Source organism: Citrifermentans bemidjiense Bem (assembly GCF_000020725.1).
Classification (GTDB): Bacteria; Desulfobacterota; Desulfuromonadia; order Geobacterales; family Geobacteraceae; genus Geomonas; species Geomonas bemidjiensis.
Window position 1 is genome coordinate 3,984,506 of sequence record NC_011146.1, and the last position, 14,946, is coordinate 3,999,451.

At 56.9% G+C, this 14,946-nt stretch carries 19 protein-coding genes and 1 tRNA gene; 4 read left to right on the top strand and 16 right to left on the bottom strand.

The window, feature by feature from the left end:
• Nucleotides 1–333: 333 nt before the first annotated feature.
• Nucleotides 334–3,210: a CxxxxCH/CxxCH domain c-type cytochrome gene (locus GBEM_RS17325; RefSeq protein WP_012531896.1), complete on the bottom strand. Its 2,877-nt coding sequence runs from the start codon at nucleotides 3,208–3,210 to the stop codon at nucleotides 334–336.
• A 593-nt stretch (nucleotides 3,211–3,803) separates the two neighbouring features.
• Between GBEM_RS17325 and GBEM_RS17330 the strand changes: the two genes are divergently transcribed.
• Nucleotides 3,804–3,879: transfer RNA gene (locus GBEM_RS17330), tRNA-Thr, on the top strand.
• A 204-nt stretch (nucleotides 3,880–4,083) separates the two neighbouring features.
• Here the strand turns inward: GBEM_RS17330 and GBEM_RS17335 are convergent.
• The 4 genes from GBEM_RS17335 to GBEM_RS17350 all read right to left on the bottom strand — a co-directional run bounded on the left by GBEM_RS17335 (nucleotide 4,084) and on the right by GBEM_RS17350 (nucleotide 6,184).
• The gene (locus tag GBEM_RS17335) at nucleotides 4,084–4,974 is read right to left on the bottom strand and encodes an SDH family Clp fold serine proteinase (protein WP_012531897.1); all 891 of its coding nucleotides are present in this window, start codon (nucleotides 4,972–4,974) and stop codon (nucleotides 4,084–4,086) included.
• An 87-nt stretch (nucleotides 4,975–5,061) separates the two neighbouring features.
• Nucleotides 5,062–5,244, bottom strand: coding sequence for a hypothetical protein (locus tag GBEM_RS17340; RefSeq protein ID WP_012531898.1), 183 nt, complete (start codon nucleotides 5,242–5,244; stop codon nucleotides 5,062–5,064).
• 332 nt (nucleotides 5,245–5,576) lie between these two features.
• Nucleotides 5,577–5,843 carry a helix-turn-helix transcriptional regulator gene (locus GBEM_RS17345; RefSeq protein ID WP_012531899.1) on the bottom strand — a complete coding sequence of 89 codons (267 nt, stop codon included), beginning with the start codon at nucleotides 5,841–5,843 and terminating at the stop codon, nucleotides 5,577–5,579.
• Nucleotides 5,840–6,184 carry a DUF6011 domain-containing protein gene (locus tag GBEM_RS17350; RefSeq protein WP_012531900.1) on the bottom strand — a complete coding sequence of 115 codons (345 nt, stop codon included), beginning with the start codon at nucleotides 6,182–6,184 and terminating at the stop codon, nucleotides 5,840–5,842. Before GBEM_RS17350 ends, GBEM_RS17345 begins: the two co-directional genes overlap by 4 nt.
• A 993-nt stretch (nucleotides 6,185–7,177) precedes the next feature.
• On the opposite strand from GBEM_RS17350, the gene GBEM_RS21550 reads away from it, so the two are divergent.
• Nucleotides 7,178–7,552 carry a DUF2513 domain-containing protein gene (locus tag GBEM_RS21550; RefSeq protein WP_012531902.1) on the top strand — a complete coding sequence of 125 codons (375 nt, stop codon included), beginning with the start codon at nucleotides 7,178–7,180 and terminating at the stop codon, nucleotides 7,550–7,552.
• A gap of 61 nt (nucleotides 7,553–7,613) precedes the next feature.
• On the opposite strand, the gene GBEM_RS21870 is transcribed toward GBEM_RS21550, so the two are convergent.
• From GBEM_RS21870 to GBEM_RS17380, 5 genes are all read right to left on the bottom strand, one after another.
• On the bottom strand, nucleotides 7,614–7,937 hold the full coding sequence (locus GBEM_RS21870) for a helix-turn-helix transcriptional regulator (RefSeq protein ID WP_226373888.1): 324 nt from the start codon (nucleotides 7,935–7,937) through the stop codon (nucleotides 7,614–7,616).
• Nucleotides 7,934–8,611, bottom strand: a complete 678-nt coding sequence (locus tag GBEM_RS17365; RefSeq protein WP_012531904.1) for a hypothetical protein — start codon at nucleotides 8,609–8,611, stop codon at nucleotides 7,934–7,936. The genes GBEM_RS21870 and GBEM_RS17365 overlap by 4 nt, the downstream gene beginning before the upstream one ends.
• A 107-nt stretch (nucleotides 8,612–8,718) precedes the next feature.
• Complete coding sequence (locus GBEM_RS17370) at nucleotides 8,719–9,261, bottom strand: hypothetical protein (protein ID WP_012531905.1); 543 nt, start codon at nucleotides 9,259–9,261, stop codon at nucleotides 8,719–8,721.
• Nucleotides 9,254–9,469 (bottom strand): hypothetical protein, encoded by a 216-nt coding sequence (locus GBEM_RS17375; protein WP_012531906.1) that lies wholly within the window; start codon nucleotides 9,467–9,469, stop codon nucleotides 9,254–9,256. Before GBEM_RS17375 ends, GBEM_RS17370 begins: the two co-directional genes overlap by 8 nt.
• 134 nt (nucleotides 9,470–9,603) lie before the next feature.
• Nucleotides 9,604–9,813 (bottom strand): hypothetical protein, encoded by a 210-nt coding sequence (locus GBEM_RS17380; protein ID WP_012531907.1) that lies wholly within the window; start codon nucleotides 9,811–9,813, stop codon nucleotides 9,604–9,606.
• 185 nt (nucleotides 9,814–9,998) lie between these two features.
• Between GBEM_RS17380 and GBEM_RS22130 the strand changes: the two genes are divergently transcribed.
• Together GBEM_RS22130 and GBEM_RS17390 are read left to right on the top strand one after the other, a co-directional pair.
• Nucleotides 9,999–10,301: a helix-turn-helix domain-containing protein gene (locus GBEM_RS22130; RefSeq protein ID WP_226373981.1), complete on the top strand. Its 303-nt coding sequence runs from the start codon at nucleotides 9,999–10,001 to the stop codon at nucleotides 10,299–10,301.
• Nucleotides 10,302–10,468: 167 nt separating this feature from the next.
• Nucleotides 10,469–10,843: a hypothetical protein gene (locus GBEM_RS17390; protein ID WP_041262848.1), complete on the top strand. Its 375-nt coding sequence runs from the start codon at nucleotides 10,469–10,471 to the stop codon at nucleotides 10,841–10,843.
• Between the two features lie 33 nt (nucleotides 10,844–10,876).
• On the opposite strand, the gene GBEM_RS17395 is transcribed toward GBEM_RS17390, so the two are convergent.
• The 6 genes from GBEM_RS17395 to GBEM_RS17420 form a co-directional block, all read right to left on the bottom strand.
• Complete coding sequence (locus tag GBEM_RS17395) at nucleotides 10,877–11,536, bottom strand: recombinase family protein (RefSeq protein ID WP_012531910.1); 660 nt, start codon at nucleotides 11,534–11,536, stop codon at nucleotides 10,877–10,879.
• A 229-nt stretch (nucleotides 11,537–11,765) separates the two neighbouring features.
• Complete coding sequence (locus GBEM_RS21555; RefSeq protein WP_012531911.1) at nucleotides 11,766–11,921, bottom strand: hypothetical protein; 156 nt, start codon at nucleotides 11,919–11,921, stop codon at nucleotides 11,766–11,768.
• A gap of 217 nt (nucleotides 11,922–12,138) precedes the next feature.
• Nucleotides 12,139–12,573, bottom strand: a complete 435-nt coding sequence (locus GBEM_RS17405) for a GNAT family N-acetyltransferase (protein WP_012531913.1) — start codon at nucleotides 12,571–12,573, stop codon at nucleotides 12,139–12,141.
• The gene (locus GBEM_RS17410) at nucleotides 12,570–13,520 is read right to left on the bottom strand and encodes a radical SAM protein (RefSeq protein WP_012531914.1); all 951 of its coding nucleotides are present in this window, start codon (nucleotides 13,518–13,520) and stop codon (nucleotides 12,570–12,572) included. The genes GBEM_RS17405 and GBEM_RS17410 overlap by 4 nt, the downstream gene beginning before the upstream one ends.
• Entirely contained in the window at nucleotides 13,517–14,626 is a 1,110-nt protein-coding gene (locus GBEM_RS17415) for a B12-binding domain-containing radical SAM protein (protein ID WP_012531915.1), read from the bottom strand. Before GBEM_RS17415 ends, GBEM_RS17410 begins: the two co-directional genes overlap by 4 nt.
• Nucleotides 14,623–14,934, bottom strand: a complete 312-nt coding sequence (locus GBEM_RS17420; protein ID WP_148212926.1) for a hypothetical protein — start codon at nucleotides 14,932–14,934, stop codon at nucleotides 14,623–14,625. The genes GBEM_RS17415 and GBEM_RS17420 overlap by 4 nt, the downstream gene beginning before the upstream one ends.
• Between the last annotated feature and the right edge of the window lie 12 nt (nucleotides 14,935–14,946).

Genomic DNA, 14,946 nt, shown 5'->3' on the forward strand with positions numbered 1-14,946 from the left:
CCCCGCCACCTGCCTAGCCGCCAAGAGAATGTAAACACTGTCTAATCAAATAGATACATTCTAATGAAGAGGCGAGACAGGAGCAACCCAAATTATTCTCATGACAGTAACCATAGTTTCGACGGTCAGGAAATTTCCGTCATCCGCGCCTTCAGCGCCTCAGATATCGGCCCCCTGAAAGTTCAAAGGTGTTGATCTGGCTTGGGAGAAAAATCGTTGGGCGGGCCGCCGTAGCTCCCGGCGGAGGGCAGCATCCGGCGGGGGGATACTCTCCCCCGCCGGATTTTCTCAAACCTGCTTCTTACTGCTCGTAAAGCTAAGGCCTCATGCGGATTATCTTTCGATACTCCACGGCTTGGTCTTCTTGAAGTGGCAGCTCACGTTGAAGCAGCTGCCGGACTTGTTGACCCCGCCGTTGACCAGCTGGGCGGAGGTGTAGCCCAGGAACGGATCGTCGCTGAAGCGGTACTGCGGATCGATCTTGACGGTGACGTTGTCCACGTGGTTCCTGATCGGCAGCGCCCTTGAGTGAGCATCGTTGCCGCCGTTGTGGCAGGGGAGGCAGTTTGCCCAACCCTCGGAAGGCTTGGCGTCCTTCTTGATGTGAGCTGCAACCGCGTGGGCGCCGCCGCCGCCGGAGTAGTCTTCGAAGCGGGCGGAAGACCAGTTGCCCTGGACACCGAAGGTGACTGCGGAGATGGTTTTTCTCGGAGCCGGCGGGTAGCCATGGCAGGCGTCGCATCCGCCGTTGGGAACGAAGGCGAGGCCGGTTGCCGGGTTGTGCTGGTGGCACTCGAGGCAGTTCGTGGTGGAATCCACGTGGGTTGCCTCCGGCTGCCCGGCCTTGGTGAAGTACTGGGTCGTGGTGTGGCAGACCTGGCAGACGCCGGTGCGAGCACCGTTAGCGAAGGTGTTGACGGTGGTGAAGCTCACCGCGGTTCCGTTGATCGTGCCGTTAATCATCATGCTGTTTGCGGTACCGTGCGCGTTGTGGCAGTCGGAGCACTTGGCGCCGAGTGCGCCGGTGGGGCGGTGCACCTTCACGTTCAGAGCGGCGCCGGCTACCTTGCCTGCGTCGGTGTGGCAGTAGTTACATTCCTGGTTGTCCGCGCCGGTCAAGGCGCCCAAGAGACGCTTCTGGTCGCCGGCTATGCCGTTGATGTGTGCGGAGTTGGCGTCGTGGCAAGCGGAGCAGGACTGGTTGATTCCGGTCTTGCCGTGGCCCGCGGTCGCTGCCAGGGTCTTGTCCGGAGCGGTGAGGGCGCCGATGACGGAGAGCTGGCCCCCTGCGGTGCTGTGGCAGCTTTCGCAGGAAACGCGCCCGGTGGTCCAGTTGGTCGACTGCTTGTGGCAGGTGGAGCAGGTGCCGATCTTGTTGTAGCCGATGGCGAGGTTAAGCGTGCCGTCTGCGTGGCTGGCTGCGGTGTTCGGGGTATGGCAGCCGGAGCAGGAGGTGGCAGCGGCGCCGTCGAAGCCCGGGCCGTAGGTTGCGGTGAAGTGGGCGGAGTGGGCGTTGCTGCTCACCAGGCCGTTCGCGGTGGTGGAAAGCGCTTTATGGCAGGTACCGCAAGCGCCGGAGTTCTTGTCGTTCCACTTCGGGGTGCCGGAAAGGTGGCAGGAAGTGGCGCAGTTCTTGGTGTCGGTGGCGAAGCTGGTTACCTTGACGCCGGCAACCTCGACGATGGCGTCGCCGTGCAGGGTCTTGTCTGCGAAGGTGGTGCTGCCGGTGACGGTCTGCGCGTGGCAGGTGTCGCAGGCATAGCCCTTGGTGGAAACGTGAGCCGCGTGGGCGTTGGTGGTAAGGGTTGCGGCGTCGCCGTGGCAGCCGTTGCAGCCAAGCGACTGGCCCCATTTGGCAGCGCCGACGCCTGCGATCTTGCCGCCGCCGTCGTGGCAGGATACTGCGGAGCAGCTGTTCCCTGCGATGGTGAAGCTCTTGCCGTTGCCGGCTGCTACGTTGCGGGTGCCGTCGGTGTGCGGAGCGCCGGCCTTGATGGTCAGGCCGTCGGTGGTGGTGTTGACGTGGCAGTTCTGGCAGCTGGCAGCGCTGAATACGTGGTTTGCGTGGCTGTTGGCGCGCGGCTGGTCCATACCGTCGTTCTTGTAGTTAGGCTCGCCGGCGATGGAGGCGACAGCACCAGGCGCCGTGTCGGAGCCATGGCAGCTTTTGCAGTCCAGCGCCTGGGTCTGGGTCCAGGTAACCGTCTTCTGGACTCCCTTGCCGTCGGTGTGGCAGTAGGAGGTGGAGCAGGTCCCGGCAACCGGGGTCCCTACGTGGGCGCCCGCGACGTCTTTGTTCTTGTTGACGTGGTTGTTGAAGTTGCCGATGGTGTTGTTGTCGGTCACGGTGGCGGAGTGGCACTCCACGCAGCCGTAGTTGGTGCCGAGGAAGCCGGCGTTGTTCACGTGTTTGGCGTGCTTGCCGGAGAGGGTGTTGCTGGTCGCGTCGCCGTGGCAGCCGGCGCAGCTAAGAGAAGCGCCCCAGGTCGGCGGGGTGAAGCTACCCTGGCCGTTGCTGTGGCAGTAGAGGTTGGCGCACTGGTTGCCGGCGAAGGAGCCGCCGTCGGGGAGCACCACTTCGATGGCGCGGCCGGCGCTGGTTGCGTGGCTGAAGGGCTTTGCCTGAGCGCTGTGGTCGGTATGGCACTTAACGCAGGAGCCGGTACCGGTGCCGAAGTAGGAGGCGTGCTTGCTATTGAGTGTCGGGTGGTTGCCGGTAGCCGGAGCTACGTCGTGGCACTGGGAGCAGTCGCCGGGAGCCTGGAACGGTGCAGCGCCCCAGGCCGGGGTGGCCTTAAGGGTGCCCTTGCCGTTACTGTGGCAGGCCGCGGTGGAGCAGGAACCCATCGGGGTCGGCGGTACCGAGGTCTGGTTCACAAACCCGGCTGCGATCTTCCGTGAGTAGCCGATGCCGTCGGCAAGCTCGATGGTCTTGTTCCTGTGGCCCATGGCGTAGCCGCTCACGTCGCCGTGGCACTTGGCGCAGGAATTGACCGCTGCCGAAGCGTGACCCTGGTGGTTGCCGGGAATGGCGCCCGTGTTGGGGTCCTTCTTCGCGTTGGCGGAATCCAGCGGCGGCATTTGGTGACAGAAGGTACAGTCATAGCTGTACTGCGAAGCAGCTTGTGCCTGTCCGGCACCAAGCGCCATCAGTGTCAGCACTGACATTGCCAACACTAACAAACAACGCCCTACGTACTTAGATAACATCTTTCCCTCCTCAGTCATAACAACCATTGCAGATGTGTCGCCTGTGGTAACTCCTCTATCAGCTGCCGGAACTATTCTTCCGTACTTCACTTTTCCGACGGGCTCATTGTGACAGGCGATGTCGAATCACTTGCCTGTAGCGTTTTGCGCCGCGTTGGTCTAACGGTGTGCCCCCTGCAGCAAAAAACATGCCCCACTTCCCTCAGTCAATAAGATAAAACAGCCTGCCGCTTCACACTAAGAAGGTAAACCATTGAATTACTGAGTTGCTGCGATGAGAAACAAAACCTCTGGCGACATTTGGGCCAGGCGTGGGCTTTCCGAAGGTGGTGCTGGCCGCCGGTGAAATAACCCCGTTTCGGCAATAGTTACCGCGATTTAACCAAAACGTTACCATTTTATGTTTTTCAGAAAGGAGTGTGGCGGACGAGGGTATCCGGTAGCGGAGCGGCTCTTATCATGCCGGAGCGTGCGGCAGAATGTCATTGACGGATACCTGATTTTAGGTTAAAAGATACCTCTGCTCACAGCCGGCTTTTCAGCAGGTTGTGGCAAAGATACCAGCAGGTTAGCTAGTGCAAGAACAGAGAGATGCCGGAGTAACTCAGTTGGTAGAGTAGCTGATTCGTAATCAGCAAGTCGGCGGTTCGAATCCGCTCTTCGGCTCCATAAAAACAAGGGGTTACAGCTTTTGCTGTAGCCCCTTTCCTTTTCGGTAGCCATCTGGGTAACACATGGGTAACATCATCGCCCAAGACGGAACAACATAGGGAAGGCTTTGCTACCACGATTCAGTTGCCCCAGAGAACACAAAAGGGCAGCTGGTAGCTGCCCTTTCTTGTCGCGTATGTCGCCCCCCTGGATGATCTTCCACTATGACCAGAAGATGGCGTTCCCTAGGTGGTTCTCGATAATTTTGGAATGCGTGGAGTTAGCAAAAGTGTGCATGAATGAGTGATGAATAGTCAGAACCAAGTCTTGGTATTCATCATCGAAATCATCTTCCAGAGAACGGATCGTCAAACCGATCCTCTTTGCTTCGTCCAGATGGATGTGGCGTGAGTGAGTCTTGGTGTCCTTGTGGTTGTTCAGGTAATCAACTATAGCCTCTGATTTCCGCTTCTTTTCGGGGTCCCCTTGGAACATACCGGTTTCGAGCCACTCCCGCACCATCTGAGACGCCAAATCTATGGCATTTGAACACTCCCCGATAAAGGTAGGGTGGTACTTTCCTACTATTACCTGCCACATAGGGATAGTCCCAGGATCCTTCTTAGTTTCTTGGATTGCACGTTCAAACTCGGCTATAACCCCATGGGCAGGTATCCCCCCATACTGCGGGTCGATGGGGCCGATGTTGGACTGCTTCCCCATAATGATTTCATTGCAGGAGCACGCCAGCATCGTCCCGGCCGACATAGCTAGTTGGGGTACGAAGGCTCGTATATCGGTGCCGAACATAGCCCTGAGATAGTTTACTATGGACTCTGTCGCGGAGATATCTCCCCCCGGTGTGTGCAGAATCAAGTCCAAACCTTTTGTCCTATCTAGGTTATGGATGGTTGCCATGAGGCCGTTCTTGTCATCATCATTGACGTGGGCCATGGAAAGCTGGGGTTTCTGCAGCCAGCCAGAGTAGTAAGCGATTACATTCCTACCGGTCTTCTCATGGAATAACTTCAGATACTTCCGGCGCACGGTATCGAGAGAGGAAACTCCTCCAGTAGCAATAAGTTCTGCTAAGACTTCATTCCAACTTGGCAATTCGCTCCCTCCGTCATCTCAAGGTGTATGGGCAAAAAAAAGGAGGCCCTATGAGGGGCCTCACTTTGCTTGCTGTTCTGAACTTACCTACTTCAGTACAGTGGAACTGGAGTAGGTAGTCGGCGCTTCATGAAGGATGCTGCATCGCTTATATTGCTTGGCAAACGGCGCTGCACCGGGATAGGTAACGAGGTAATTAGCACCTAGCCCCAGTTGTTCAAACCCCCGCTTCACTTCCGCCTCGCTCAATGTGGTCTTTTCGTCTCTCATGGTCCATCCCCCCTTCGAAATAGGCCCGATTCATCATTTACTGCGCGAGTTAAGTCCTTTGTATAGCGTTAACTGCATTAAAGTCAAGTGTTTTATAGTTAAAACCAACGTTCTACAATAACATTTTTTAATAGCAATAAAGGTGCCATTTCCAACCAATACAGTAATATTCGGTAACAGTTCACCTTAACTTTAGCTATTATTTCAGCGATATACAGGAGGTGCCGTTGGCACCCCTGCTGTCAGTCCAAAGCTCTATACTATCGCTGTGCTGACATTAGGCCCAGAAGGCGCGGGGTATCCCTTTTGGACCTGTCGACGTGGATAATTAGTCATGGTCCGAATGTCTCTACTCCTTGATCGTTCGGAGATACTGCTTCGTTGGGCATTGCATACTCTAATCGGCACTCCGTCGTAGAAGGAAACAGCCGCGCCGCGATGTACGCTTCCACTTCTGCCACCCGATACCGCACCAACCGCCCCACCTTGACGAACGCAGGCCCCCTTCCCTGCCACCTCCATTGATGGAGGGTCGACTCCTTCACCCTCAGCACCTCGGCGGCCTCTCTCGTGGTCAGTAACGTGCTGAGCACTGTCATGGTTTTTCGAGCCCCATGATGACCCTCAGCGCCTTCCCTGTGGGGCCCGGGACTGCAGGTTTGAAGTCAAGCTCGAGTTGGCTGGCGTCGGCGGCCTTCTTGTCCTTCTTTGCCCTCGCTCTCGGACACCTCTCCGGGCACATTTTCTCCAGCTTCGCGCATACTGGCCCGATACCTGCGGCCCGCGACGCCGCAGACTTCAAAGGCCGTCCGCACCTCCGACACGGACAAGGGCAAAGAGTTGATTTCCCCACCGGCACCTTGCGGGGCGGGTACAGTTTGAGGAACGTAAGGATCGTGGCCAGGACTGCGATGAGGGGGTTGGCTCTAGGTGTGCTCATGTGGCACCTCCTATGGTTGGATTTTGTAGGGAATGCCAATGGCGGCAGACAAAATCCGACCAGACAGTGGTGCACCTGAAAAGAACCGATAAAACAACACAGGAAACTCAACCAGAAACGAAACCGAAAACGACACCCAAAACGCACACGAATACAGTCCCGCTTTGGCTACCGCTAAATACGTGTTTCACATGCATGGCAAAATTCCACACTTATTTTTTACCCCTCCAGATGCCTCATTTCAGCCTGAGGTCGAGGGGTTGCATGACTAAGGGGGGTGCACGAAAAAAGGCCTTCGTTGACTAGCGGAACGGGGACACTTGGAAGGGGACAGTGCTGGAATCTGCCTGCGCCGCGGTGCCGCGACAGGCAGTTGGTTTATGGCTGAGGGAGGAGAACCTGAGGCAAGGATATCCAGGCATGGACGCAACGGAGAGTAGCTCGGGAAGGTTCTGCAGATCGTCCAGGTTAGGCGGCGACTGTGCCCGGTGTGTGCCTTCCGCCTGGCCCCGATCTCTTCCGCCTTGGGCCCGTCCTCCTGCTTTTCCCCCTCGGCGCAAGGGGTAGCCGCATCGTTAATGAGATCGTCGCCTGTAGGCAGAATTTCGCACTCGGCCGACAGCCCGGAGGAGATGAATAGCAACATGACCGTGATATGGTGCGGCGGTCTCAGATGTCGCGGATCCGGCGGGCGAGCTCGGCGCGCAATTGCCCCAGGGGGAACATGCGGGTGTCGGGTAGCGATGTGGATTTTCGTAGGGGATGTGTGGCGTGGGCATCGTGCACCTACAGTCGTTTCTATCTCTTGTGCGGGACAGCAACCACGATGGAGAGCCGATGAGGTGCGAGGCGACAAAGAGAGGAGCCGGCACCCCAGAGCGAGCACCATACCTCTCTTTAGGGGATTCGCTACAGTGTCAGGGCAACCTAGGAGAAAATAGACATGGCCAGTTCAATGTTGTACCCTCGGGCAGCTCAGATCAGGAGGCACATATGCAGCGAGATATGGATCTATGTAGGAAGATACTGCAGGTTATCGAAGGTGGAAATGATCGGCCACACACAATAGGAGTGACCGATCTCGGCGAAGATGAGGCCTTCAATGTCACACAGGAGACCCTCAACTACCACGTGAAGCTTCTGATACAAGCGGACCTGGTTAACTCAAGTGGGACCCTCGTGAGAGGGATTCCGGTGGTGCGGGGACTTACCTGGAAAGGTCATGATTTTGTGGAAAGCTCTCGAAATCAAGGTCTGTGGGAGAAAGCAAAGCAGACGGTAAAGGAAAAGACGGGGGGGCTGACTCTTGAACTGCTCTCAGCTGCCCTTGCCTCGGTAGCAAAGAAAGCACTCGGGATTGACGACTGAGCCCTGCAGCAGAGACTATGGTGAGGACAGACAAGCGGTGAGCATCTCAACGCTCCCCCTCTCACATCCTCTCGATTAACGCCTGGATGTCCTCGGCGCGCCATGCGGTGCACCTGGCACTCAGTTTCACCCCTGCCGGGTACTTCCCCGCCTTGATGCCTTCCCACCAAACCGTCTTGCACACCGGGATGATCTTCAGCACCTCCGGCAGCCGGAGATAGCCTGTTTCAGACAAATGGCTCATCCGGCCCGCAGAGTTTTTTACCTTCTTTCCGCCAGGCGCCAGGCCGACCAGCTCTTGTTCACGCAGTTTCCGGACCACGGCGTCAGCAATCGCTTCGATATGTTCGGGTGTTAGGGCTACGGTGATCTGGTCGTTCTTCATAACTTCCCCTCCACATGGGCCTTTGCGGCCTCTTCTCGCTCCCATTCCGCCCGGTCTCGGTAGCCACAGCGGTCGAAGTACTGCTCTGCGAAGAGTCGCTCATCACTGCCGTTCGTGATGTAGGGCCTCTCCACCAGGTGGCAGAGGTCGGCGATGAATCCTTGAAGGACCGCCTCCGGGGTCGTGTTTACTTCCTCGCAAAGCTTCAGGAGCTCGTCCGGGAGAGCGAGGGTTAAGTTGCGCAGCGCTTCCCACCGGGACTTCCGGGTCGAGAGCCGGTGTATGTCGGTCTCGTCGTACAACCTCACGCTGTCCCGCTCCAGGAAGCGGAGCCCGGCCAGGTCCTCAGGGGTGATAGGCGGTTCATCGTAGTGATGCTGAATCTGCTTGGCCGTCAGCAGCTCTGCCTGGATCTCGCCGCCATACCCCCACAGAGTGACCTCTCCGCCGATGGCCTCGATGTAGTCGAGCTCGTCCTGGTCCTCTGCCCTGAAGACGGCCACCACGTTCGGGCTTTCCGCCCTAGCCTTTGCCGTTGCAGCCTGGTTGACCTCCACGCCGGCGGCTGCGAGTTGGCCAACGATCCGGTCAAATAGGCCCGGGGCGGTGGGGTTGCCCCCCTGGATCGCCTGGGAGCAAATCTCTTCCACTGTCTGGTGAATGTTGTCTGTCATTGACCTGCCCTCCCTTACGGGTCTTCCCAATCTGCGATTGAACCGGGGAGAGACTACATTCCTCTCCCCGGTGGTCCTGTTGGTGCCAGCATTGGCCTGTTTGCCATTTATTCCAACTCAGGGTAAGCGGGGTTCATAGCATTCGGGAAAATCCTCATGTATATCTCCTGGAGGCAGTCAGACAACACCTTCCCGTCATTTTCGGAATATCCAGCGTCGAACGTCTCCTTGATGATCCGGCCGATTTTCTCGACTGTGATTTTTTCCGCAGCGACATCCGAATCATTTTTCATTGCGATGGTGTTGCCCCGGTTATTCACTAGATCTCCTGCAGTCCCCAACGAGCCCACTGTTTCAGCCTTTTCGTCCCAATTAAAGGTAATGTTTATGCCTGTATGTTCAGCCCATAGGGCCCACTCTTCGGCCTCACAGCCGGCACCCAGCGCTACCTCACCCAAGCAGTGGCAGGTTGAATCTATCGCGCTAAGCTCCCGGTCAAGCAGCTCCAGCACCTGGTTCTTGCATGAACCGGGCAAGTTGTTAGTGAGGGCTTGGACACGCCAGCCGATACCTTTGATTGCGTCTGCCAGGTGGGTGAGGCTTGAATTCTGCCGCTCGAAGACATAGGAATTGATGGTTACGCTAAGCATGGGTCACCCCCTGCTCTGCCTGGAGTTTGGCGCGGAGCTCGTCCCTGAACTCAAAGCATTCGCGTTTCAAGTCAGGCCGCTGCTCAAAGGCACCGGAAAGCCCTTCATGCTCAATGATTTTGTTTGCGAACCAAAGCCGCCCAACCGTGTCCATCTGCTCTACGAGTGCGAAGAGCTTTTTAGTTTTTCCACCCATGACTCTAGCCATTTGCGTTGTCTCCCTTGTCTCATGGCCGCCTCGGTGTTAGAATTCCGAGTCGGGTTGCGGTGGTCCATGTCCGTGGTCCCTCATCCCTAAGTTGTACGGCCCCTCTGCAGTTCGAGCTGCAGGGGGGCTTTTTGCTACTGTTGGGCTGACTTTCCTCCACCTTTCTCTACCCACTCAATAAAGGCCGTTTCAGACAGAACAACCTTTTTCCCTAGTTTCAGCACTGCCGGCGCAAAACCGTTAGATTCCCGATGGAATATGAGGGACCGCAAAGCTCCCTCTGTGAATGCCGGGTACTTCTCCGCTAGCTGCTTGACTGTCAGAAAGCTTTTTGATCTTTCCATGTGTTCCCCCTTGGTCAGTGTTGACTTACCACTTATGGTAAGATACTAGTTACCACTGGTGGCAACTGTCAAGCACTAATTACCACAAGTGGCAACAAAGGGTGAAAATGGTCAGGGAGCGTGGTGGCGGCGTGACGCCGGAGAGGGTAGTTGAGTTGCTGAAAAAAGAGGTGTCGGAAACGAGTATGCTCGCGGTGTCGCGGTCCACAGGGTTAGGTCTAGCAGCTATCGGGAGGTATTTGAAGGGGATCGGCGAACCGACTACGGCGACCCTGCAGAAGCTTGCTGCGCACTTCGGGACCACCGTTCCCTATCTCCGCGGGGAAGCTTGGGCGATGAGAAACGGCGGGATCGACTATAACCAGGCCGGGCCGGTTGCGGTCTGCGGAGAATGCGGCTCAGAATTGCGGGTTGAAGTCCAGGGTGCCGGACCGCTGCGGGTCTGGTCTTGCGAACGATGTCAGCGTGGCACAACTTCCGAGGTTTAACCTTTGGTGACAGGCGGTCGCGCAATCACCTGTCAAATGCCGCGTCCTCCCCGCCCAAGCCATAATTAGAATATTGCATTGTGCATTGTTGTGATATGGTGCCCGGCATGTCTGGCAAGAAGAGCTTGGGCTGATTACAGGGAGCTGGCTTGGGGGAGGGGAGATCTGTGAAGACGGCGCTATTGTTGGTGGCTTCACTTGCGTTTGTCCATCCGGCACTTGCCGAATCATTGAAGGCCGCAGACTCGATAGTTGTGAGCCAAGACCCTTACAGGTCGGTTGAAATCTACGCATACGACAAAAATGGAGATCCTGCTTTAGCAAGCTTGCTCCATATGGTATTCATTCGCCCTTTGAAAACGCCACCCGAGTTCAATGCATACCGGTACTTCATGGGGATCGATTGCAAACGGCAGATATTCAAGGTTAAGAGGATGTCTGTCAACGGCGGTCCGATGGTTGAACTCAACAACGATTGGCAGACCGTATCGGTTGGCGGGGTAACTGAGCCGGATACATGGTTTAAACACGTGTGCCCATAATCACATGGGGCATCTAAGAAGCGCCTCCTCTTATCACCTCGCCAGCACATTTTTGACTGCGGTCGCTGTCCATTTGCCACCCCTCGCCGTCTTCACTCCCGCCGCTTCCATCTGCCCGGCGATTTCCCGCAGCGTGGCGCCCTGGGCCCGTAATGCCGAGATCATCGGTTTAACCCTGGATGCGAAGTCATCAGCCATGAGCTTGACCGACTCGGAGCCTTTCGCCCTGGCAGCATCCATGTCTGCATGGTGCAGGTTATCGGTACCGAGCTTGACGCCCCTCGCCTTCGCCGCGGCAAGGCCGGCTTTCGTCCTGGCAGAGATCATCTCTCTTTCACGCTGAGCCAGCGCGCCGTAAATGTGGATCGTGAAGGAGTCGCACCCGGGGAGGTCGCAGACGGCAAAGTCGATCTTCGTTTTCTGCAGCTGGGTGATGAAGTGGAGATCTCGGCTTAACCGGTCCAGTTTGCCCACCAGGACCCGGCCGCCGACGAGCTGAGCCTTCCGGATCGCCTTCGCCAGTTCGGGGCGGTCATCAACCTTCCCGCTCTCCACTTCCACAAAGGATTCAACCAGCTCGCCACCATTGGCAGCGATGAAGTCAGAGATCATCTTTTGCTGAGCCTCAAGACCCAAACCAGACTTGCCTTGTTTTTTGCTGCTCACCCTGGCGTAAGAGATCCACTTTTGCATAGCTGCCCCCTCTGTATAAATCCTTATTGAACGTTTAAAGGTAATATACAGCAACCAGAGGGAGAGTCAACAAGGAAAAGATCAGGTGAGACAAAAAAGCTGAAAGCTCGAAATTCCCGCTACAGGAGGCGATAAGCTTTCAAGAACAGCCAAGGGCCTTCATGGGAGGGGAATTGTGCGACGTTTAGCGACCTGCTCAACCTCGGAGGGACAAGCAGGCCGCCTATGATCAATCCTTGGCAGGTTCCTGAGGGTTGAGCTTACCAGCTTCAAAAAGCAGCTGGTGGTATGCCCTCCATGTTTCGTGGTCGGCGTCGTCGGCCGGCCTCATGTCAAGAAGTTCCTGGTCCGTGTATTCCTTCGTCGGGTGTTGTTCGCCGTTCATCGTGTCTCCCTTCTTTCCTTCCACTCCATCAGCGCCACCCGCACCAACTCCTTCAACGGCGCCCGCTCGGCTGATACCGGGGTCGCGGAACTCTGCATCTTCCGCCCTGGTGGAATCTCCCGGACAGCACGCAATCCTTCTTTGGCCTGTCGAATCTAAAATCATCGTAAAGCACCCCGCCCCCTGGCCGTTTCAATGCGTGCCTGCATATTGTGGCTCACAACGCCATTTCATAGTGCATTTCGATCAAAGAGAATCCTTCCTTATCGTAGAAGGCCTTCAGCTTGTCAGGCATCGAGCACGGCAGGTAGATCATCGCCAAGCGCTCACACCCATTCTCCTTCGCCCACTTCTTGAACTTGAGATACAGCTTGACCCCGTCGCCCCTGGTCTCCTTCGCTGTGTACCAGAACATTTCAACGGCAGTCATCCGACCGCTGAGGGCTTCGGGAAACTTGATGCCGCCGATCCCGCCCAGCACGACCCCGTCGACCTCAGACAGAAAGATCACGCCGAGGCCGCTTTTCAGCATGTTCTGCCAGAACTGCACGTAATGATCAGGGTTGAACTTCATGTCTGGGATGATGTCGGTGTATTCGGCCGCGCACGGGATGATTTTGGGGACATCTTTAACGGTTGCTTGGTAGATCATTTCGGTCCCCCGTTTATGATGCAGGTGGTGGCAAGGTTGTTGAGCGTGCCGTCGGTTGCGGTATACCAGGGCCCGCAGTCAATGTCTTTGAGGTCGACGTTCTCCACGTCGTACCAAGACACAAGGATCAGGTGAAGGCCTTCGTGGATGACATTGGCATAGCTCACTTTGTTGTTCTCCGACTCGACCAGTGAAGTTTGCCCGTGTTGGTTCAGCCACAAGATCATGTCCGAAATGAAGATCTTGTGGTGCGCCCCGGTCTCGGCCCACAGGTTGCTCGCCGCTTTGATTCGGAAGCGGTGAATCACGTCCTGGTATTCCCGCGCAAGCGCCACGGCCTCGGCGAGCTCGTCGACCGAGTCGATGACAAAGAAGGTTGTCCCGATCCTGTAACCTTTCCGGCGGCACAGCTCCAGCACCTCCAGGTCCTTCCCGGCGGACTCCTTGTGAAATGATAGCCCGGCCAGGACGATATCCCCATGTAGGAGGCCGGCGCTGCAGAGCTCCTCAAAATAGCCCTCATCGGCCATCTTCACGCCGTTGGTCAAGACCCACGTCTCGTTCCATGGTGCGAGTTCCCGCACCATGGCCGGAAGATCCGGGTGCAAGGTGGGCTCTCCCCCAGTTAGGATCGTCGGTCCGAGGTGCCGATGCTCGATAGCGTCGGCGATCACTTCTGCCGCGGCGCGGTGCTCCCCACCGTTTGCATGGTAGCAGTACTTGCATTTCAGGTTGCACTGGCTGGTCACATCGATCATGTAGCCGTCATAGACGTTCTTGCAACCGAGCTCTTGGCACAGCAGCCACCAGCGCGGATCATGTTCCACCATCGAGGTGAAGGCACCGTGCTCCGGACAAGTCTTGTCCATAACAACCGTGGCGCCGACTCTGATCGTAGCCGAGATCCTGCCGTAACACTCCGGGCAGAGTGAGGTAGTTTGCTTCATGCGGCCTCCTTGTGGACAAACATTCCTTTCGATACTGCATACTGAGTGAAAATCGTTGTCAGACGATGGGTCTCTTCATCGTTGATCGATCGGCTTTGGTACTCGGTCCCGATGAATGGCTGCACCAGCATGGGAAACACATTGTAACCTGAGGGCATGGCCTCCAGTTCCGCCAAGATGTCGGCGTAGGTTTCGTCGGGGAGCCCTACTAGGACATTGCCATGATAGGGGATTTCGTATTTGCGCAGGAGCTCGAGCGTCGTGATGATCTGCGCCCGAGTGATTTGCTTGTTCATCGCCTGCAGCTTGGCGTCAATGAAAGACTCGATACCCACCACGAACCGGCTGCATCCGCCCTCTTTTGCCGCCGCTGCCATTTCCTCATCGAACACGTCAACGCGGATCGCTGCTGACCAGGCAAGCCCCCGCTCTTTCATGCCGGCGCAGATTTCCATAAAGCGGTCCTTGCGCAGATTCAGCGTGTTGTCGTTGAAAACGATATGCGTGGCGCCGTAGTTGGCCCTATAGCCGTCAATCTCTTCAAACACGGCCGTCAGTCTGCGGAACTGGGAAGAACACGTCTGAGCGCAGAATCTGCATGAGTACGGGCAGCCTCTTGAGGTGAGGACGCCCATGTACCGGATGCTGTGCAGCTCGTTGTATCGGTCGATGCCAAAGCCGTTGTAATCGGGAAGTGGGAGCGCATCAAGATCCGGTTTCAGCCCTTGGATAATCCCCTTGGAGGAAAGCGCCTGCTCCATGACCAGCTCCCCCTCGCCTACCACTACCGCATCGAAGCATCGCGACATCTCTTCTGCCGCGAAAGTTGCCAACGCCCCACCAAGTACCGTGTGAATGCCCCGTTCTCTGCACCATGCGGCGACGATGCAGTTGAACTCGGCGAACGCGGGGAAGCCGGTGAAGAGCGCTGCGTCCGCGCCGACCAGCTCTGACTCGAGGTCGTGTTCCTGAAGGTTGAAGTTGAGCACCGTCACCTGGTGGCCCATCTGTTTCAGCACTGCGCTGATCGACATGAAACCGAGCGGAAAGCAGCAGGGCTCGTTGATCGGGACGCTATATTTGGGCAGCACCAGGACTAGCTTCATGGCCTCTCCATTTCGGGCTTGGCACTGGTCTCACCCGCGGCAGTGGCCTCTCTGAAATCGTCGGTGCATCGTCCGATGCAATCAGGATCGGTATTTTTGCGGGTTATCGGCATACACACAACGGATGTTGCGCGAGCGCACACCACGAGGTGCAGCCCGTCCGTAACAGGATTTTTCTCGGCCGTGCCGCCGCTGTGTGCTTTGATGGTTTCGGTAGAGGGCGCGGTGGTTATCGCTCCTGGCCTGCAAACGAAGGCTGAGGCGCCGACGCCCACCACGTAGGGGCCGGTATCGGTTGTTTCTGGCATGTTGGTCTCCTT

What these genes read in the sequence shown, in the direction of transcription:
- GBEM_RS17325 (WP_012531896.1), bottom strand. Translation starts at nt 3,210, where the DNA reads ATGTTATCTAAGTACGTAGGGCGTTGTTTGTTAGTGTTGGCAATGTCA.
- GBEM_RS17340 (WP_012531898.1), bottom strand. Translation starts at nt 5,244, where the DNA reads ATGAGAGACGAAAAGACCACATTGAGCGAGGCGGAAGTGAAGCGGGGG.
- GBEM_RS17345 (WP_012531899.1), bottom strand. Translation starts at nt 5,843, where the DNA reads ATGACAGTGCTCAGCACGTTACTGACCACGAGAGAGGCCGCCGAGGTG.
- GBEM_RS17350 (WP_012531900.1), bottom strand. Translation starts at nt 6,184, where the DNA reads ATGAGCACACCTAGAGCCAACCCCCTCATCGCAGTCCTGGCCACGATC.
- GBEM_RS21550 (WP_012531902.1), top strand. Translation starts at nt 7,178, where the DNA reads ATGCAGCGAGATATGGATCTATGTAGGAAGATACTGCAGGTTATCGAA.
- GBEM_RS21870 (WP_226373888.1), bottom strand. Translation starts at nt 7,937, where the DNA reads ATGAAGAACGACCAGATCACCGTAGCCCTAACACCCGAACATATCGAA.
- GBEM_RS17365 (WP_012531904.1), bottom strand. Translation starts at nt 8,611, where the DNA reads ATGACAGACAACATTCACCAGACAGTGGAAGAGATTTGCTCCCAGGCG.
- GBEM_RS17370 (WP_012531905.1), bottom strand. Translation starts at nt 9,261, where the DNA reads ATGCTTAGCGTAACCATCAATTCCTATGTCTTCGAGCGGCAGAATTCA.
- GBEM_RS17375 (WP_012531906.1), bottom strand. Translation starts at nt 9,469, where the DNA reads ATGGCTAGAGTCATGGGTGGAAAAACTAAAAAGCTCTTCGCACTCGTA.
- GBEM_RS17380 (WP_012531907.1), bottom strand. Translation starts at nt 9,813, where the DNA reads ATGGAAAGATCAAAAAGCTTTCTGACAGTCAAGCAGCTAGCGGAGAAG.
- GBEM_RS22130 (WP_226373981.1), top strand. Translation starts at nt 9,999, where the DNA reads ATGCTCGCGGTGTCGCGGTCCACAGGGTTAGGTCTAGCAGCTATCGGG.
- GBEM_RS17395 (WP_012531910.1), bottom strand. Translation starts at nt 11,536, where the DNA reads ATGCAAAAGTGGATCTCTTACGCCAGGGTGAGCAGCAAAAAACAAGGC.
- GBEM_RS21555 (WP_012531911.1), bottom strand. Translation starts at nt 11,921, where the DNA reads ATGAACGGCGAACAACACCCGACGAAGGAATACACGGACCAGGAACTT.
- GBEM_RS17405 (WP_012531913.1), bottom strand. Translation starts at nt 12,573, where the DNA reads ATGATCTACCAAGCAACCGTTAAAGATGTCCCCAAAATCATCCCGTGC.
- GBEM_RS17410 (WP_012531914.1), bottom strand. Translation starts at nt 13,520, where the DNA reads ATGAAGCAAACTACCTCACTCTGCCCGGAGTGTTACGGCAGGATCTCG.
- GBEM_RS17415 (WP_012531915.1), bottom strand. Translation starts at nt 14,626, where the DNA reads ATGAAGCTAGTCCTGGTGCTGCCCAAATATAGCGTCCCGATCAACGAG.
- GBEM_RS17420 (WP_148212926.1), bottom strand. Translation starts at nt 14,934, where the DNA reads ATGCCAGAAACAACCGATACCGGCCCCTACGTGGTGGGCGTCGGCGCC.